Here is a 16,104-nt window from a genome sequence, read left to right as displayed (position 1 = left end):
CCCAACCTGTAGTCGTAGACCGTTCAGATATCCGATCCGTCGCGACGTGCAGCGATCCCTCGCCAACCCAGGTTTCTCCGATGATCCAGTATGTAGTCGCCTATGTCGCCACCACCGTCATCTTTCTCGGCATCGATGCCATCTGGCTGGGCAAGGTCGCGACCCGGTTCTATGTCGACAACATCGGTCATCTGATGCTCGACAAGCCGAACATGGCTGCCGCGGCCGGGTTCTATGCGCTCTACATCGTCGGCATCGTGATCTTCGCGATCTCTCCCTCCCTGCGCTCGGGCAACGTGGGCTACGCGCTTCTGTATGGGGCGCTCTTCGGCTTCTTCGCCTATGCGACCTATGACATGACCAATTATGCGACGTTGAAGGGCTGGCCCTTCGTGGTGGTGATCGTGGATGTGGCGTGGGGCACGGTCCTGACCGGGATCTCCGCTTTCCTCGGCACGCTGGTCGCGCGAATGATGGTGAGTGGCTGAAGCCGCAACGTCAGCTTGAAAGGCGCGTCGCCCCGTCAGGCGAGGGATCCGCGACATACTGACCGCCAACGGCGCGGGAACGGCGAGGGCTGATCCGCAAGCCCTTGGGGTTACGATATTTTTACTCGGTTGCATGAGACTTTGGACAAGGGCTCCTGATTGTGGGGGCCGCTTCCCTCTTCTCGGACCGACGCGCTTCACATGACACTTTCCATCAAGGGCCGCTTCGTGGCCATGGTTCTGACGGCCGTCGCCATCATGCTGGCGGGTACGGCCTTCGCCTTTTATTCCTTCCGCACCGCCCTGATCGCCCAGTTGCAGAACCCGACCATGAAGGACGTCTTCCTCAGCGGGGACCTGTCCTCCCAGATCGACAAGCTGATCCTCGGCGAGATGATCAACATCGCCCTCGTGGTGATGCCGGTGGGCGTGGGCTTCCTTGTCCTGGCGATCGTGCTTGCGCTGGGCCTTGCCCGGCCGCTGGCCAAGCTGCAGCAGGGGCTGGACCGGCTGCGCGAAGGGGAGCTGGACGTGGAGATCGACGGTGCCGACCGCCGCGATGAGCTCGGCGTGATCGCCCGCTCGGTCATCGGATTCCGCGAGAAGCTGGCGCAGCGCGCCGAAGAAGAGGCGCAGCAGAAGGCCGAACAGCAGGCCCGCGCCGAGGAGGACCGCAAGGCGCTGATGGCCGATGTGGCGACCGACTTCGAGCGCACGGTGATCAGCGTGGTCGAGGCCCTGACCCGGGCTTCGGAAACGGTCAGCCAGAGTTCTGCCGTGGTGCAGGGCGCCGTGGGCTCCTCCCTCGAGGCGGTGAGCGAAGTCAGTTCCGCCAGCGAAGAGGCCAGCAGCTCTGTAGTGGCGGTGAATGAATCTGCCGAACATCTCGCCCGTTCCATCGCCGATATCGGTGGCAACGTGGCGCAGGCGGCGCAGATCGCCGGAACGGCCGTGGCCGAAGCGCGCAAGACCGACGCCATCGTCGGGCGCCTGTCCGACACGGGTCGGGCCATCGGCGAGATCGTCGACCTGATCAGCCAGATCGCCAGCCAGACCAACCTGCTTGCCCTCAACGCGACCATCGAGGCCGCTCGCGCCGGGGCTGCCGGCTCGGGCTTCGCCGTTGTGGCCAACGAGGTGAAGACGCTCGCCGAGCAGACCACCAAGGCGACGGAAGACATTTCCGCGCAGGTCGCCTCCGTGCAGGATGTGGCCGCGCAGGCGGAAGCCGCCATCGGCTCGATTGCGGCCACCATCGACCAGATCAGCGAGATTTCCGGCATCGTGCGCCAGGCGGTGGAAGAGCAGACCCATGCGACCCACCAGATCGGCGACAATGCCCGCATCGCGGAGGGCAGCTCGCGCCGGGTGTCTTCCAACATGGGGCGCCTCTCGGCGGCCATGGACGACAGCCATTCGGCGACCGCCGAGTTGCAGTCTGCCTCGGGCGAGCTCGCCGGCCTGTCTTCCGCCCTGCAGGATCAGGTGCGGCAGTTCCTCGTCAGCGTGCGCGCGGCCTGACGGCGCGCTTGGCCACCAACAGCCATGTGATGAAAGCCGGCCTCGTGCCGGCTTTTTTCATGGAGGCGGGCTTGATGGGGCGCGTGCAAGCGGTGCCGGAGCGCGAACCGGCTGTCCTGTTGCCGAATTGCAACGAAGAGCGTGTCCCGTCAGCCGGTGTGGAAAAGAATGCTTGTGATCGCTGCGGCAATCAGTAGCATCCCTGACATCCGCCGCCCGGCGGTTCTGCTTCGCCCGTCTTCAGACGAAGCACCCGGTCACCGCATTCATTTCCCTCGGGGCCTTTTCCCCCAGGATCAGAGGAGGAGCTACATGACAGTCTTTGTTCAGCTGCATCGCACCAGCTCTTCCCTTTGCGTGGCCCGTCGCGTCTCCTGCTGAGCGCGTTTCGACCTTTTTTCCGACCTCTTGCCATAATCCGGTTCTCGTAAAGCCCTGACGCGGTGCGACTGCGTTCCGGCTGCGCACGATCCCGTGTCGTCTCGAGACCTTCATGTTCTTGCCTTAACGGAGGCAGTGCCATGTCGGCGCGTTATCCCTTTGATCCGTTCGCCATGCCCGAACGGCCCGATGTTCCCTTTCCCGCTGCCCGGATCGACCGTGCGGCGTCCTCCTTGCCGATGACGCGCCGGCTTGCGCGTCTGGGTCTGCGAGCGGTCAGCCTTGTCGGGTTGATCGCCGGCCTTTCCGTCCTGATCTTCCTTCCCGCGCTGGTTTCCGAGCTAGCCCGGATCGAGGCCGTGACGGTCGAGGGGCAGACCTATTCCGCCAGCGCCTTTGTCGAGGCGCTCGGATCGCTCTATCTGGGCAGCGTGATCGTCGCGATTGCCTTGACATCCTTCCTGGCCGCCGCTGCCCTCGCCCGACCGGATCTCGATCCGGCATTGGGGCGCTGGATGAGCGCGCCGGCCGCTGACGCGCGAGGGGAGCATCGGTTGTCCTCCCTGCGCAGAAAGGTAACCCATGTTTGAACCGCTTTTCCGGCGTTTCGAGCGCCTTGTTGATCCCTTTGCGGAGACGCCGCTCGAGGCGCCGCCCTCCGGGTTCATGGCTTTCTGCTGGTATTACACCCGGCCGGTCTGGCCCATTCTGGCGGGTGTGGCCTGTCTCGGCGCGATGATCGCCGTGCTGGAGGTCTATATCTTCACCTATATCGGGGATCTGGTGACCTGGCTGGAGGGCGCGGACCGCGCGTCCTTTCTGTCGGAGAACTGGCCCCGTCTCGCCCTCATGGCGGCGGTGCTGCTTCTGGCACGCCCCGCCGTGGAGGTGGTCTGGCAGCTCCTGTTCCATCAGGGGCTGATGGGCACCTTCCCCATGTCCATCCGCTTCCGGGCGCACCGCTACCTGCTGCGGCAGAGCGTGTCCTTCTATCAGAACGACTTCGCCGGGCGGATTGCCAACAAGCTGATGCAGACCGCGCTTTCCGTGCGGGAGGTGGTCAGCAAGTTCGCCGACATCCTCGTCTATGTCAGCGTCTACTTCACCGCGTCCGTGGTGGTGGTCTCCGGCGCAGATCCCTGGTTCGGCGCGCTCTTCATGGGCTGGCTCGGGGCCTATCTGGTGACCCTTCGCCATTTCATCCCGAAACTGCGGGATGTGTCGAAGGATCAGGCCGATGCCCGTGCCCTGATGACCGGGCACGTGGTGGATGCCTATACCAACATCACCACGGTGAAGCTCTTCGCGCATACCGCGCGCGAGGAGACCTATGCCCGTGGCTCGATGCAGGCCTTCCTCGACACGGTCTTCGGCCAGATGCGGCTGGTGACCAAGCTGAACGTGGTGCTGGTGCTCATCAACATGGCGCTCCTGTTCGGCACGGGGGCTCTGGCCATCGCGCTGTGGCAGGTCAGTGCCGTGACGACCGGGCAGATCGCCATCGCCATCGCGCTTGTCCTGCGTCTTCAGGGCATGTCCCACTGGATCCTCTGGGAGCTGGCCGGACTGTTCGAGAATGTCGGGACCGTGCAGGATGGCATCGGCACGCTGGCGCGGGAGCGCGAGGTGCAGGACGTGCCGAACGCCACCGCACTCGCCGTGCCGAACGGGGAGGTGACCTTCGAGGGCATCCGCTTCCACTATGGCAAGACCAGCAGCGTGATCGAGAACCTCTCCCTGACCATCCGTCCGGGTGAGAAGATTGGTCTCATCGGCCGGTCGGGTGCGGGCAAGTCCACGCTCGTCAACCTGCTCCTGCGCTTCTATGACCTGGAAGGCGGGCGCATTCTCATCGACGGGCAGGACATTGCCCTGACCCGGCAGGACCTGATCCGGCAAAATGTCGGGGTCGTCACCCAGGACACGTCGCTGCTGCATCGGTCGATCTTCGAGAATGTCGCCTATGGCAAGCCTGAGGCGAGCGAGGCGGACGTGATCGACGCGCTGAAGAAGGCCCATGCCTGGGACTTCGTGGCAACGCTCACCGATCAGGCCGGGCGCGTGGGGCTGGCCGCCCATGTGGGCGAGCGTGGGGTCAAGCTGTCCGGCGGACAGCGCCAGCGCATCGCGATTGCCCGCGTCTTCCTGAAGGATGCGCCGATTCTGGTGCTGGACGAGGCCACGTCAGCGCTCGACTCCGAGGTGGAGGCCGCCATTCAGGAGAGCCTCTTCGACCTGATGAAGGGCAAGACGGTGATCGCCATTGCCCACCGCCTGTCGACCATCTCGGCCATGGACCGGCTGATCGTCCTCGACAAGGGGCGAATCATCGAGGAGGGGGATCACCAGACCCTTCAGGCGGCCGGCGGGCTTTATGCCCATCTGTGGGCGCACCAGTCCGGCGGGTTCCTCGACAGCGCTGCGGAGGCTTCTCGGGAAACGGCCTGAGGACCGGATTTGCCGGGTGCAACGAGGCTCGATGGCGGCGCGACACGGTGAAAGGTGTCGCGCCGCTGCCACCTGACGCCGCGAAATCGGGCTTTCGCCAAAATGCCGACTTGCGTTGCAGGGGGAAAAAAGGGCAGAAAAAAGACGGGCGCGCGCTTGTTTGACCTAAAGCAAATACGCGTGGTCTGTCCGGTGGTATCGCCGGGCGTTGGGAGGGACGAACCAGAATACGAGAGACTTCAACAAGGTGCGCGCAGATGCCGCACTTTGCAGTCGTTGAGACCTGTCCGATTCCGCTTAATCTTTCCGGCACTGCTGGAAGGGCCAGAGCGTGTTGGGACGGTCTTTCGGTACAAGTTGAACAGGTTTCGAGAGGACGCGACCTTGGCACATACGGATACGGCGGAACCTACTCGCCGCGAATTCCTCTACATAGCGACTGGCGCCGCAGGCGTCGTGGGCGCTGGCGCGCTGGCATGGCCGTTCATCGACCAGATGAACCCGGATGCCTCCGCATTGGCTCTGGCCTCCATCGAGGTCGATGTATCTGCCGTGGAAGAGGGGCAGTCGATCACGGTTCAGTGGCGCGGCAAGCCGGTCTTCATCCGCTACCGCACCGCAGAAGAGATCGAGGCTGCCAACAGCGTGCCGCTCTCCGATCTGCCTGACCAGGCCGCGCGCAACTCCAATCTGCCGGATGGCACCGAGGCCACCGACGCCAACCGGTCCGCGGAAGGCAAGGAGCCCTGGCTCGTGATGGTGGGGATCTGTACGCACCTCGGCTGCGTGCCGCTGGGCGAACAGGGTGATTTCGGTGGCTGGTTCTGCCCGTGCCACGGGTCGCACTACGACACCGCCGGCCGTATCCGCAAGGGCCCGGCTCCGGAGAACCTGCTCATCCCGCCGTATGCGTTCGTGTCCGACACGACGATCAAGATCGGCTAACGGCAGCAGTGTGAGGAGACAGCCATGGCTGGACATTCGAATTACGTACCGCAGAGCGCTGCTGCCAAGTGGCTTGAAAGCCGCCTGCCGGTCATTTCCCTGATCCGCGGATCCTTCGTCGATTTCCCGACCCCGAAGAACCTGAACTACTGGTGGACCTTCGGCGGGATCCTGTTCTTCGTGCTCATCGCCCAGATCCTGACCGGGGTCGTGCTGGTGATGCACTACACGCCCAACACCGCCATGGCCTTCGACAGCGTCGAGCACATCATGCGCGATGTGAACTACGGCTGGATGCTGCGCTATCTGCACGCCAACGGCGCGTCGATGTTCTTCATCGCCGTCTACATCCACATCTTCCGCGGTCTCTACTACGGGTCCTACAAGGCTCCGCGCGAAATTTCGTGGATCCTCGGCGTGATCATCTTCCTGATCATGATGGGCACCGCCTTCATGGGCTACGTGCTGCCCTGGGGCCAGATGTCCTTCTGGGGCGCCACCGTGATCACCAACCTGTTCTCCGCCATTCCGCTGGTGGGTGAAGCCATCCGCACCTGGCTGTGGGGCGGCTTCGCGGTCGACAATCCGACCCTGAACCGGTTCTTCTCCCTGCACTACCTGCTGCCGTTCATGATCTTCGGCGTGGTTCTGCTGCACGTGTGGGCCTTCCACACCACCGGCAACAACAACCCGACCGGCGTGCAGCCCAAGTCCAAGCAGGACACCCTGCCGTTCCACCCCTACTACACGGTCAAGGATCTGTTCGCGATCATCGTGTTCATGATCTTCTTCGTCTGGTTCGCCTTCTACGTGCCGAACTACATGGGGCATCCGGACAACTACATCGAGGCGAACCCGCTGGTGACTCCGGCGCATATCGTTCCCGAGTGGTACTTCCTGCCCTTCTACGCCATCCTGCGCGCCATTCCGGACAAGCTCGGTGGTGTGGTGGCCATGTTCGGTGCCATCGCGGTGCTCTTCGTGCTGCCCTGGCTGGACCGTTCCAAGGTTCGCTCCGGTTCCTACCGTCCGCTGTTCAAGCAGTTCTTCTGGGTGTTCGCCCTGGTCTGCGTGGCTCTGGGCTACCTGGGCGCCATGCCGGCGGAAGGCATCTATGTCACCCTGTCGCGCATCTGCACGGCCTATTACTTCGCCCATTTCCTGATCATCCTGCCGCTGCTGGGCCTCTTCGAGAAGCCCCTGCCGCTGCCGGCCTCGATCTCGGAAGCCGTTCTCAAGGGGGGCTCTGCCCATCCGGCGGGTGCGGTCTCCGCTCCGGAAACCAAGTGACCTCGAGCTGGATCAGGAGTTTTTGAAACAATGAGCACCATGATCAAGATGGTTCGGGTCCTTTCGGCGGTCGCAACCCTGGCGGTTGCGGCTCCGGCCCTGGCAGCTGGAAGCGGCCCGCATGTGGAGCGCCAGTCCTGGAGCTTCGCCGGCCCGTTCGGCACCTATGACAAGGCCCAGCTGCAGCGCGGCTTCAAGATCTACAAGGAAGTCTGTTCGTCCTGTCACTCCCTGCGGCTCGTGAAGTTCCGCAACCTGGGTGAGGAAGGTGGCCTCGGCTACTCCGAAGAGCAGGTGAAGGCGATTGCCGCGGAATACACCGTGGAAGATGGCCCGAACGACGATGGCGACATGTTCGAGCGTCCCGCAGTTGCTGCGGATGCTTTCCCGTCGCCCTTCCCGAACGAGAAGGCGGCTCGGGCTTCCAACGGCGGCGCCTATCCGCCGGACTTCTCGCTGCTGGCCAAGGCGCGTGCGGCGCATCGCGGGTTCCCGTGGTTCGTCTTCGACGCTTTCACCCAGTATCAGGAGCTTGGCCCGGACTACATCTACGGCCTGCTGACCGGCTACGAGGAAGCGCCGGAAGGCGTCGAGGTGCCGGATGGGCAGTATTACAACCCGCACTTCATGAACGGTCACTTCATCGGCATGGCTCCGCCCCTGTCCGACGAACTGGTCGAGTATGAAGACGGCACGGCGATGACGACCGAGCAGTATGCGAAGGACGTCTCCGCGTTCATGATGTGGGCCGCCGAGCCCCATCTGGAAGCGCGCAAGAAGATCGGCTTCCGGGTCATGGTCTTCCTGGTGTTCTTCGCCGGCCTGCTCTACTTCACCAAGAAGAAGCTCTGGAAGAACGTGGCGCACTGAGCCAACCTCTCTTCAGACGTCTGATCAGGGCCGCCGGAGCTTCCGGCGGCCCTTTTTCGTGGTCGCACCGCCGATGCAGCGTGATTGCGGGAATTGCAGGGCGCGCCCCGAACCGGTAAAGCAGGGGGAACGCGGGCGCCAAGCCCGCCCTATCGCAAGAAGAACGAGACGACCGACATGACCGATCGCAGTGTCCAGGATGAACTGAGGCAATCCATTCGCACCATCGTGGACTATCCCAAGGAAGGGATCCTGTTCCGGGACATTACGACCCTTCTGGGCGACGCGCGGGCCTTCCGCCGTGCGGTGGATGCGCTGGTGCAGCCCTGGGCCGGGTCCAAGGTCGACCAGATCGCCGGGATCGAGGCGCGCGGCTTCATTCTGGGCGGCGCGGTGGCGCATCAGCTCTCCGCCGGCTTCGTGCCGATCCGCAAGAAGGGCAAGCTGCCGCACGAGACCGTGCGCATCGCCTATTCGCTGGAATATGGCGTCGACGAGATGGAAATGCACAAGGATGCGATCAAGCCCGGCGACAAGGTGATCGTCGTGGACGATCTGATTGCCACCGGCGGCACGGCGGAAGCGGCCTGCAAGCTGCTTCAGTCCATGGGCGCCGATATCGTGGCGGCGTGCTTCATCGTCGACCTGCCGGATCTGGGTGGCCGGGCGAAGCTGGAAGCGCTGAATGTGCCGGTGCGCACGCTCGTGGCCTTTGACGGTCATTAACCGCCGCACCGCGTCGATGGTGAAACTCGGTTAGGGCTGGCGCAAGGGCAAGCCTTGCGGCAATGCTGAGGGCGGGTATCCTTGACCCCGCTGCCGCCTGGCCGTCAGAGCGACTTGAGGAGATCGAGAGCTGCATGAGCGTTGAAATCAGACCGCTGAGCGGGGACGATCATGCCCGCGTGCACGACTTCCTGACCCAGCGATGGGCAGGGCCGGTGATGCTTCTGGGCGGTGAGGCGATCGATGCCTCTCGCCTGCCGGGCTTCATCGCCATGGATGGGGATGAGATCGCCGGGCTCGTCACCATCATCAAGCGGGACGCGGAATGGGAGATCCTGACCCTCGATTCCATCAACCGCTGGGGTGGCGTGGGCACCCAGCTTCTGGATGCGGTCGTGGATGATGCACGCAAGGCCGGCATCGGCCGGCTGACGGTGCGCACCTCCAACGACAATCTGGATGCCTTCCGCTTCTACCAGCGGCGCGGCTTCCGTTTCGAGAACATCGTGCAAGGGGTGATCGATCAGGAGCGCGAGCAGAAGCCGGAGATCCCCCTGCGTGGGGAATATGGCATCGAGCTGCACGATGAGATCCTCTTCGCCCGGCACCTCTGAGGTACCTGGAACGCTCAACGCAAAGCCCCGCAGCCGGATCCGGTTGCGGGGCTTTTCTTTTGTCGAGCCGAGGTGGCCTGGGTGCCTCTCCGGCTCAGGTGTCGCCCCTGAGCGCCAGGAAGACCTTGCTGTCGAAGGAGAAGACCAGTTCGCCGTGCTGGTTGTGACCTTCGTTATGGCCGAAGACGAGACCCCAGCCGGGACGGGAGCCGCTGGCGCGCTTGCCGGCGACCGTCCGCCGATAGGTGATCGTGTCCCCGGCATAGACGGGCTTCAGCCACCTGAGATTTTCAAACCCGGGGGAGGGGCCCAGCGCTGCGACCGGCTGACCGGTGGCGAGCGCCTCTTCCTCCATTTCCTGCCGCTTGAGCACGAGCAGACGCATGAAGACGGAAGCCGTGTGCCAGCCGGAGGCGCAGAGCCGTCCGAAGTGCGTGCGTTCAGCGCCTTCTTCGCTCAGGTGGAAGGCCTGGGGATCATAGTCCTTGGCGAAACGGATGATGTCCTCGGCGGAGAAGTGGTAGCTGCCGAGCTCCAGGCAGTCGCCTTCCGCGATTTCCTCGAAGAAGTCGATCATGGGCGGGCCTCCACGCGCCGGGCGAAGAGCGCCGGGTTCTCGTATTGCATCACCAGTTCGCCGGCGCCGTTGAAGGTCTCCACCAGCATGGTCACCATGCCGTAGCCGGGACGAGAGCGGAGCGGGCGGGCGGCGAGCACGGTCATGCGGGCGCTCAGCGTGTCGCCGGCCAGAACCGGCCGCATCCACTTCAGCGAGGTGATGCCGGGAGAGCCCTCGCAGGTGCTGCGGGCGAGCAGGGCGCGGGTGATGAGGCGCTGGGTCAGTCCGGCCGTCTGCCACCCGGAGGCGGCAAGGCCGCCAAGGATGGAGGCGCGTCCGGCCTCTTCGTCAAGATGGAAGGGCTGGGGGTCGAATTCCCGTGCGAAGGCCAGAAGCTCATCCCGTTCGAGGGTCAGGCTTCCGAGGTCGAAGATCTTTCCTGGCGAAAAGTCCTCGAAGGCAAGTTCGTGAGTCATGGCCCCACGCTATCCGCGCCGCGCGCACATGGAAAGCCGTCGGATGCGTCCGCGAGGCAGCGGGTGTCTCCCGGAGCCCCGCCGTCGAGCGTGGGAGACACCCGGACAGGCGGACGTGTCCGACCTGTCGCAGGGCCCCCCTCATGGATCGGATGACGGCTGGACAGGTTCAGCCCTTCACGTATTTGCGCCAGTCGTGCTCTTCGCGGAAGCCGAGGACCTCGCGGATTTTCCTGTTGGAGAAGAGAGCCTCATTCTCTCCGAGCTCGCGGCTGACCGGAACATTGGGGAAGAAGCGCTTCAGGATCTCGGCGGTGGGCATGTTCACGGAATTCGTGTCATTGCCCGCGTTGAAGATCTGGAAGCCCAGGCCGTCCTTTTCCAGGCACAGGTCGACGATCTGCCCCAGATCGCGCGCGTCGATGTAGCAGAAGATGTTGCGGCGGCGCACTTGCGGGTTGGCGAAGAAGCCGGGGAAGAGATCATATTCGTGGGGCTCGATCACGTTGCCGATGCGCAGGGCGTAGATGTCGAAGCCGGAGCGCCGCTGGAAGGCGCGGGCGGTCACCTCGTTGCAGACTTTGGACAGGCCATAGCTGTCCATGGGGTCGACGTCATAGTTTTCTTCCACCGGCAGCACCTTCGGGTCGACCTCGCCATCGGCGAAGCACACGCCGTAGGTGGTCTCCGACGAGGCAATGACGATCTTGCGGATGCCGAGCTTCACCGCCGCCTCGATCACGTTGTAGGTGCCTACCGTATTGACCTCGAAGGTCTTGTTGTCGGGGCGGATGAGGATGCGGGGCACGGCGGCAAAATGGACCACGGCGTCGAAGGCGGGCACGCCGGTGCCGGGTTCCAGCTCGTCGAAGTTGGCGTAGCTGGTCATGACGTTGAACATCTCGCCCGACTGGGTGATGTCGGCAATGAGATTGTCGACACCCGGATGATCGAGCGGCGTCAGATCCACGTTCACCACCCGGTGGCCGCGCTCCAGCAGCCAGGGGATCACGTGCCGGCCGGCCTTGCCGCTGCCGCCGGTGAACAGGATGCGCTTGGGCCGCGATGCGGGCGTCTGGGTCATGACAGGTCTCCTCCTTGATGAGCGCTCATCATGCGCATTCAGGCTGGTGTTTCCACCTTTGGCGGCGGTTCATCCACCACCGAGTGGCTCAGTGGCAGACAGGTTTTCTCACAGCGGCCAGATGAGCAGGATGGCTGGCAGACCGAGGCCGAGGACCAGAAGTTCCAGGGGCAGGCCCATGCGCCAGTAGTCGCCGAAACGATAGCCGCCGGGGCCCATGATGATGGTGTTGTTCTTGTGTCCGATCGGCGTCAGGAAGGCGCAGGAGGCCGACACGGCGACCGCCATGAGGAACGGATCCGGATTGACCCCCAGTGCATTGGCGATCTGCACGCCGATGGGGGCGGCGATCAGGCAGGTGGCAACGTTGTTGAGGAAGTCGGACAGGGTCATGGTGACGACCATAAGGGCGGCGAGGGCCACCCAGCTCGGCATGCCATCGGTCGCCTGGACGATGGAACGGGCGACAAGCTCCGCACTGCCGGATTTCTCGAAGGCGAGGCCGAGGGGAATGAGGGAGCCGAGCAGCACGATCACCTTCCACTCCACCGCTTCGTAGATCTCGCTGCCGCTGACGAGGCGGGAGAGCGCATAGACCACGACGCAGAGCGCCAGCGCCAGTTCCAGATGCATGAGCCCTGCGATGGAGGCGGCGATGGCGGCGGCAAAGCAGCCAATGGCGAGGAAGGCCTTGTTGCGCTGGATGACATCGGTCGTGCGTCCCTCCAGAGGCAAAACGCCCAGCCAGGAAATGGCCGCGCGCAGCCGGTCGGAGGGGCCCAGGAGCAGCAGGACGTCGCCCGGCAGGATGGTCAGGTGGCGCACCCGGCTGTGCAGGGTCTTGCCCTGGCGCGAGACGCCCAGAAGGGTGACGCCGTGACCATAGAGCAGGGACAGGCCAAAGGCCGTCTGATAGGCGATGCGGGAGCTGTCGGTGACGATGGCTTCCTGCAGGGACAGGCTGTTGCCGGTGAGGCCACCCTTGTGCTGCTCGGAGCCGGCGAAATCGAGCTTGGTTGCCCCCATGAAGGCCTCGATGCCCTTGGGCTCGCCTTCCACGACCAGGTAATCACCGGGCTGGATCACCTCCCGGTGGGCAAAGCCGCGCAGTCGGCGTCCGTGGCGGATCAGGCCCAGCAGGTTGATGTCGTTCTCGTCGGCCGCCGGATAGAGGTCGTCGACCGTCAGCTTGCCCTCCTTGGCGGCGTCACCGACCTTGAGTTCGGCCACATAGAGGCTTTCCGACGTCTCGAAGGTTTCCGGCGTCACCCGCGTGCGGCTGGGCAGCAGGCGCCAGCCGATGACGGTAAGATAAGCGAGGCCCGCGAGCGCCACGATGAGGCCGACGGGCGTGAAGTCGAACATGCCGAAGGGGGCGCCCAGGGCGGTCTGACGGTATTGGGCGATGACGATGTTGGGCGGGGTGCCGATCATGGTGATCATGCCGCCGAGGATCGTGGCGAAGGAGAGCGGCATGAGGCTGAGCCCCGGTCCGCGCTCGTTCTTGCGGGCGGCCTCCAGGTCCAGCGGCATGAGCAGGGCCAGGGCCGCGACGTTGTTGATCACGGCGGACAGGGCCGCGCCAAAGAGGCCGAGGACCCCGATATGGGTGGTGAGGCGCGCGGAGAAGGCGAGGAGATGGCGGGCGGCGAGCTCCACCGCGCCAGAGTTCATCAATCCGCGAGAGACGATCAGGACGAGGGCGATGATGACCACGGCCGAATTGGAAAAGCCGGAGAACATCTCTTCCTCGGGCACGAGACCGAGCAGGGTGGCCACCAGGAGCGCGCCGAAGGCGACGAGGTCAAAGCGCACCGGCCCCCAGACCAGAAGCGCGAAGAGCGCGCCGAACAGGCTGAAAAGGGCGATCTGATCAAAGGTCAAGGTGACATGCCTCCCGAAAACTGTTCCGGCTGAAGGGGCCGGCTCCCCCTGGGCGTCGCGTCAGGCCCGCAGGGCGCGGAATGAGAAGGATGCCTCAGCGAGAATTCACCGGAGGCCTCTTCGTTCCCATGGGGCGTCACTCCTTTTGCACAACGGTCAGGCGGGCCTCCCGCAGGGGGGAGCCCGCCCGGCCGGGGGTCAGATAACGCGGACCGTCAGGTCCGGCAGGCCGGCGATCGAAACGGTCATGACATCACCGGGCTCGACCGCGCCGACGCCAGCCGGAGTGCCGGTCAGGATGACATCTCCGGCGGCCAGATGGAAATAGCGCGACAGATAGGAAATCATTTCCGGCACCTTCCAGATCATCTGGTTGAGATCCCCGGACTGGCGCTCCGCACCGTTCACCGCCAGGGAAATGGTCCCGGACGACATGTCGGCAAGGGTTTCGACCGGATGGATCGGGCCGATGGGGGCGGAGTGCTCGAAGGACTTCGCCGTATCCCAGGGGCGGCCGGCCTTCTTGGCCTCGGCCTGAAGATCGCGGCGGGTCATGTCGAGGGCCGCAGCGTAGCCATAGACATGGGACAGCGCGTCCTCGATGGCGATGTCAGAGCCACCGGACTTCAGGGCAACGGCAAGCTCTGCCTCGTGATGCACGTCGGTGGTCTGCGGCGGATAGGGGAAGGTGCCGGATGCGTCCAGGTTGTCCGGGTTCTTCTGGAAGAAGAAGGGCGGCTCCCGGTCCGGGTCGTGGCCCATTTCCACCGCGTGGGCGGCGTAGTTGCGGCCGATGCAATAGACCCGGCGGACGGGGAAGCGATCGGTCGTGCCGGCGACGGGCAGGCTGTGGGGTTCGGTTGGGGCAAAGACATAGGACACGGGAGACTTGACCTTTCTGATGGTGCGGGCACCGGCCTGAGCCGGTGATCTGCAGTCGCCAGTGTCTTAGCATGGCGAGGCGGGGGGCAAGCAAGGCCAGCGTGCGTCACGCGGAGCAGGTCTCCGGATCCGTATAATTACCGTTCGTTGATAAGCCAATCTTTACGGGGCTTCCCTAGGGTGAGTCCATTGATTGATGTATTTTCAGGAGCAGTCATGACCACGACGGCAGCCGTGCGGGTCAAGAGCCAGATGGAGCGCGCACTCGGGGACATTCCCGTGCTTGCGCTGGATCTGGACAGTCTCAAATGCGCGCAGGTGACGGCGTCAAACTTCTCGGACTGGGGGTGCTGTCTCGTCGGGGCCGATGTCGGGGTGCTGAACCGCAATATCGCCGTGAAGATCGACGATGCGGATGAATTCCTGCGTGGCCGGGTCACCGGCCGCAAGAAGAACTACGTGACGGTGCTCTTCCTTCGCGAGCTGGGCACCCAGCATGAAAAGCGGGCAGAGAAGCGCTATGCGATGACCGCCGCGGCAAGGGTCTGCGACATGGCCCGCAAGAGCGAGATCAAGTGCGTCATCACCGACGCCAGCAAGTCCGGTTGCCGGATCGAGGGGGAGGGGCTGGAATCCCTGCCCGACGAGGTGCTGGTCTTCGTCCAGACCTTCGACCAGCCGGTGCGCGGAACAGTGGCCTGGAAGACCAAGTCCTCTGCCGGCCTGCGGCTCTTCTGGAATGGTGCCCGCTCCATCGTGTGAGCGGGCGTGAGACCGGGCATGAAAAAAGGGCGGCACGGGCCGCCCTTTCGTGTTCCGTCCTGTGGCGTGGTTCAGGTGTTGAACTTGAAGAGCAGGACGTCGCCGTCCTTCACCACGTATTCCTTGCCTTCGTCACGCGCCTTGCCGGCTTCCTTGGCAGCCGTTTCGCCGCCGAGGGTGACATAGTCGTCATAGGCAATGGTCTGGGCGCGGATGAAGCCGCGCTCGAAGTCGGAGTGGATCACGCCGGCAGCGCCCGGGGCCTTGGTGCCCGAGGTGATGGTCCAGGCGCGGGTTTCCTTCGGACCTGCGGTGAAATAGGTGATCAGGCCGAGCAGCTCGTAGCCGGCGCGGATCAGACGGTCGAGGCCCGGCTCTTCCAGGCCGATGGTTTCCAGGAACTCGGCCTGCTCGTCGCGCGGAAGCTGGGAAATCTCGGCCTCGATGGCGGCGGAGATCACGACTGCAACCGCGCCTTCCGCCTCGGCCTTGGCCTTCACCTTGTCGGAGAGGGCGTTGCCCTTGTCGGCGGAGGCTTCTTCCACGTTGCAGACGTAGAGAACCGGCTTGGAGGTAAGCAGGTTCAGGCCGGTCAGGATCTTGCGCTCTTCCGCATCATCCAACTTGAGCACGCGCACCGGCTTGCCTTCCTGCAGGACGGCGAGGGCCGCTTCCATGATCGGGATCACCGCCTTGGCGTCCTTGTCCCCGCCGGTGGCCTTCTTCTTCAGCGGCGGCAGGCGGCGCTCCAGGCTCTCCATGTCGGCGATCATCAGCTCGGTCTCGACGGTCTCGGCGTCGGCGATCGGGTCGATGGTGCCTTCCACGTGGGTGATGTCGTCATCCACGAAGCAGCGCAGCACGTGGGCGATGGCGTCGACCTCGCGGATGTTGGCGAGGAACTGGTTGCCCAGACCTTCGCCCTTGGAGGCGCCACGCACCAGACCGGCAATGTCCACGAAGGTGATGCGGGTCGGAATGATCTCCTTGGAGCCGGCGACCTTGGCGATGGCGCTCAGGCGCGGATCCGGCACGCCCACCTCACCGGTGTTCGGCTCGATGGTGCAAAAGGGATAGTTCGCGGCCTGCGCGGCTGCGGTCTTGGTGAGCGCGTTGAAAAGCGTGGACTTGCCGACGTTGGGCAGCCCGACGATGCCGCACTGGAAACCCATGG

At 64.3% G+C, this 16,104-nt stretch carries 17 protein-coding genes; 11 read left to right on the top strand and 6 right to left on the bottom strand.

Translation table 11 applies throughout. The annotated features are described in order from the left end of the window. Positions 1-80 precede the first annotated feature (80 nt). From FR728_RS11480 to FR728_RS11435, 10 genes are all read left to right on the top strand, one after another. Positions 81-488: a DUF2177 family protein gene (locus tag FR728_RS11480; protein WP_149892792.1), complete on the top strand. Its 408-nt coding sequence runs from the start codon at positions 81-83 to the stop codon at positions 486-488. A gap of 201 nt (positions 489-689) precedes the next feature. Next, a complete protein-coding gene (locus FR728_RS11475) occupies positions 690-2,009 on the top strand; it encodes a methyl-accepting chemotaxis protein (RefSeq protein ID WP_149892791.1) in 1,320 nt (439 codons plus the stop codon). An 8-nt stretch (positions 2,010-2,017) separates the two neighbouring features. Beyond that, complete coding sequence (locus FR728_RS11470; RefSeq protein WP_149892790.1) at positions 2,018-2,206, top strand: hypothetical protein; 189 nt, start codon at positions 2,018-2,020, stop codon at positions 2,204-2,206. Between the two features lie 324 nt (positions 2,207-2,530). Beyond that, positions 2,531-2,980, top strand: coding sequence for a hypothetical protein (locus tag FR728_RS11465; protein ID WP_149892789.1), 450 nt, complete (start codon positions 2,531-2,533; stop codon positions 2,978-2,980). Further along, the gene (locus FR728_RS11460) at positions 2,973-4,838 is read left to right on the top strand and encodes an ABC transporter ATP-binding protein (protein WP_149892788.1); all 1,866 of its coding nucleotides are present in this window, start codon (positions 2,973-2,975) and stop codon (positions 4,836-4,838) included. Before FR728_RS11465 ends, FR728_RS11460 begins: the two co-directional genes overlap by 8 nt. Positions 4,839-5,222: 384 nt before the next feature. Next, on the top strand, positions 5,223-5,783 hold the full coding sequence (petA, locus tag FR728_RS11455) for a ubiquinol-cytochrome c reductase iron-sulfur subunit (RefSeq protein WP_149892787.1): 561 nt from the start codon (positions 5,223-5,225) through the stop codon (positions 5,781-5,783). 24 nt (positions 5,784-5,807) lie between these two features. Further along, positions 5,808-7,073, top strand: coding sequence for a cytochrome b (locus tag FR728_RS11450; protein ID WP_149892786.1), 1,266 nt, complete (start codon positions 5,808-5,810; stop codon positions 7,071-7,073). A gap of 30 nt (positions 7,074-7,103) precedes the next feature. After that, the gene (locus FR728_RS11445) at positions 7,104-7,943 is read left to right on the top strand and encodes a cytochrome c1 (protein WP_149892785.1); all 840 of its coding nucleotides are present in this window, start codon (positions 7,104-7,106) and stop codon (positions 7,941-7,943) included. Between the two features lie 177 nt (positions 7,944-8,120). Then, entirely contained in the window at positions 8,121-8,669 is a 549-nt protein-coding gene (locus FR728_RS11440; RefSeq protein WP_149892784.1) for an adenine phosphoribosyltransferase, read from the top strand. A gap of 134 nt (positions 8,670-8,803) precedes the next feature. Next, positions 8,804-9,283: a GNAT family N-acetyltransferase gene (locus tag FR728_RS11435; RefSeq protein WP_149892783.1), complete on the top strand. Its 480-nt coding sequence runs from the start codon at positions 8,804-8,806 to the stop codon at positions 9,281-9,283. A 94-nt stretch (positions 9,284-9,377) separates the two neighbouring features. On the opposite strand, the gene FR728_RS11430 is transcribed toward FR728_RS11435, so the two are convergent. From FR728_RS11430 to FR728_RS11410, 5 genes are all read right to left on the bottom strand, one after another. Beyond that, entirely contained in the window at positions 9,378-9,860 is a 483-nt protein-coding gene (locus FR728_RS11430; RefSeq protein ID WP_149892782.1) for a MaoC family dehydratase, read from the bottom strand. Next, entirely contained in the window at positions 9,857-10,318 is a 462-nt protein-coding gene (locus FR728_RS11425; RefSeq protein WP_149892781.1) for a MaoC family dehydratase, read from the bottom strand. The genes FR728_RS11430 and FR728_RS11425 overlap by 4 nt, the downstream gene beginning before the upstream one ends. 169 nt (positions 10,319-10,487) lie before the next feature. Further along, entirely contained in the window at positions 10,488-11,402 is a 915-nt protein-coding gene (locus tag FR728_RS11420) for an NAD-dependent epimerase/dehydratase family protein (RefSeq protein ID WP_149892780.1), read from the bottom strand. A 108-nt stretch (positions 11,403-11,510) separates the two neighbouring features. Then, entirely contained in the window at positions 11,511-13,286 is a 1,776-nt protein-coding gene (locus tag FR728_RS11415; protein WP_149892779.1) for an SLC13 family permease, read from the bottom strand. A gap of 198 nt (positions 13,287-13,484) precedes the next feature. Next, complete coding sequence (locus FR728_RS11410) at positions 13,485-14,168, bottom strand: fumarylacetoacetate hydrolase family protein (protein WP_149892778.1); 684 nt, start codon at positions 14,166-14,168, stop codon at positions 13,485-13,487. A 216-nt stretch (positions 14,169-14,384) separates the two neighbouring features. On the opposite strand from FR728_RS11410, the gene FR728_RS11405 reads away from it, so the two are divergent. Then, a complete protein-coding gene (locus tag FR728_RS11405; protein ID WP_149892777.1) occupies positions 14,385-14,930 on the top strand; it encodes a PilZ domain-containing protein in 546 nt (181 codons plus the stop codon). Between the two features lie 71 nt (positions 14,931-15,001). Here the strand turns inward: FR728_RS11405 and ychF are convergent, their stop codons facing one another. Further along, positions 15,002-16,102, bottom strand: a complete 1,101-nt coding sequence (gene ychF / locus FR728_RS11400) for a redox-regulated ATPase YchF (RefSeq protein WP_149892776.1) — start codon at positions 16,100-16,102, stop codon at positions 15,002-15,004. Positions 16,103-16,104: the final 2 nt, after the last annotated feature.

The organism is Roseibium aestuarii (assembly GCF_008477545.1).
Lineage (GTDB): Bacteria > Pseudomonadota > Alphaproteobacteria > Rhizobiales > Stappiaceae > Roseibium > Roseibium aestuarii.
The sequence above is the reverse complement of the archived record's forward strand: the minus strand, read 5'-3'. Positions and strand labels throughout refer to the sequence as shown.

What these genes read in the sequence shown, in the direction of transcription:
- FR728_RS11435 (WP_149892783.1), top strand. Translation starts at nt 8,804, where the DNA reads ATGAGCGTTGAAATCAGACCGCTGAGCGGGGACGATCATGCCCGCGTG.
- FR728_RS11425 (WP_149892781.1), bottom strand. Translation starts at nt 10,318, where the DNA reads ATGACTCACGAACTTGCCTTCGAGGACTTTTCGCCAGGAAAGATCTTC.
- ychF (WP_149892776.1), bottom strand. Translation starts at nt 16,102, where the DNA reads ATGGGTTTCCAGTGCGGCATCGTCGGGCTGCCCAACGTCGGCAAGTCC.
- FR728_RS11465 (WP_149892789.1), top strand. Translation starts at nt 2,531, where the DNA reads ATGTCGGCGCGTTATCCCTTTGATCCGTTCGCCATGCCCGAACGGCCC.
- FR728_RS11420 (WP_149892780.1), bottom strand. Translation starts at nt 11,402, where the DNA reads ATGACCCAGACGCCCGCATCGCGGCCCAAGCGCATCCTGTTCACCGGC.
- FR728_RS11445 (WP_149892785.1), top strand. Translation starts at nt 7,104, where the DNA reads ATGAGCACCATGATCAAGATGGTTCGGGTCCTTTCGGCGGTCGCAACC.
- FR728_RS11475 (WP_149892791.1), top strand. Translation starts at nt 690, where the DNA reads ATGACACTTTCCATCAAGGGCCGCTTCGTGGCCATGGTTCTGACGGCC.
- FR728_RS11480 (WP_149892792.1), top strand. Translation starts at nt 81, where the DNA reads ATGATCCAGTATGTAGTCGCCTATGTCGCCACCACCGTCATCTTTCTC.
- FR728_RS11440 (WP_149892784.1), top strand. Translation starts at nt 8,121, where the DNA reads ATGACCGATCGCAGTGTCCAGGATGAACTGAGGCAATCCATTCGCACC.
- FR728_RS11405 (WP_149892777.1), top strand. Translation starts at nt 14,385, where the DNA reads ATGACCACGACGGCAGCCGTGCGGGTCAAGAGCCAGATGGAGCGCGCA.
- FR728_RS11430 (WP_149892782.1), bottom strand. Translation starts at nt 9,860, where the DNA reads ATGATCGACTTCTTCGAGGAAATCGCGGAAGGCGACTGCCTGGAGCTC.
- FR728_RS11460 (WP_149892788.1), top strand. Translation starts at nt 2,973, where the DNA reads ATGTTTGAACCGCTTTTCCGGCGTTTCGAGCGCCTTGTTGATCCCTTT.
- FR728_RS11450 (WP_149892786.1), top strand. Translation starts at nt 5,808, where the DNA reads ATGGCTGGACATTCGAATTACGTACCGCAGAGCGCTGCTGCCAAGTGG.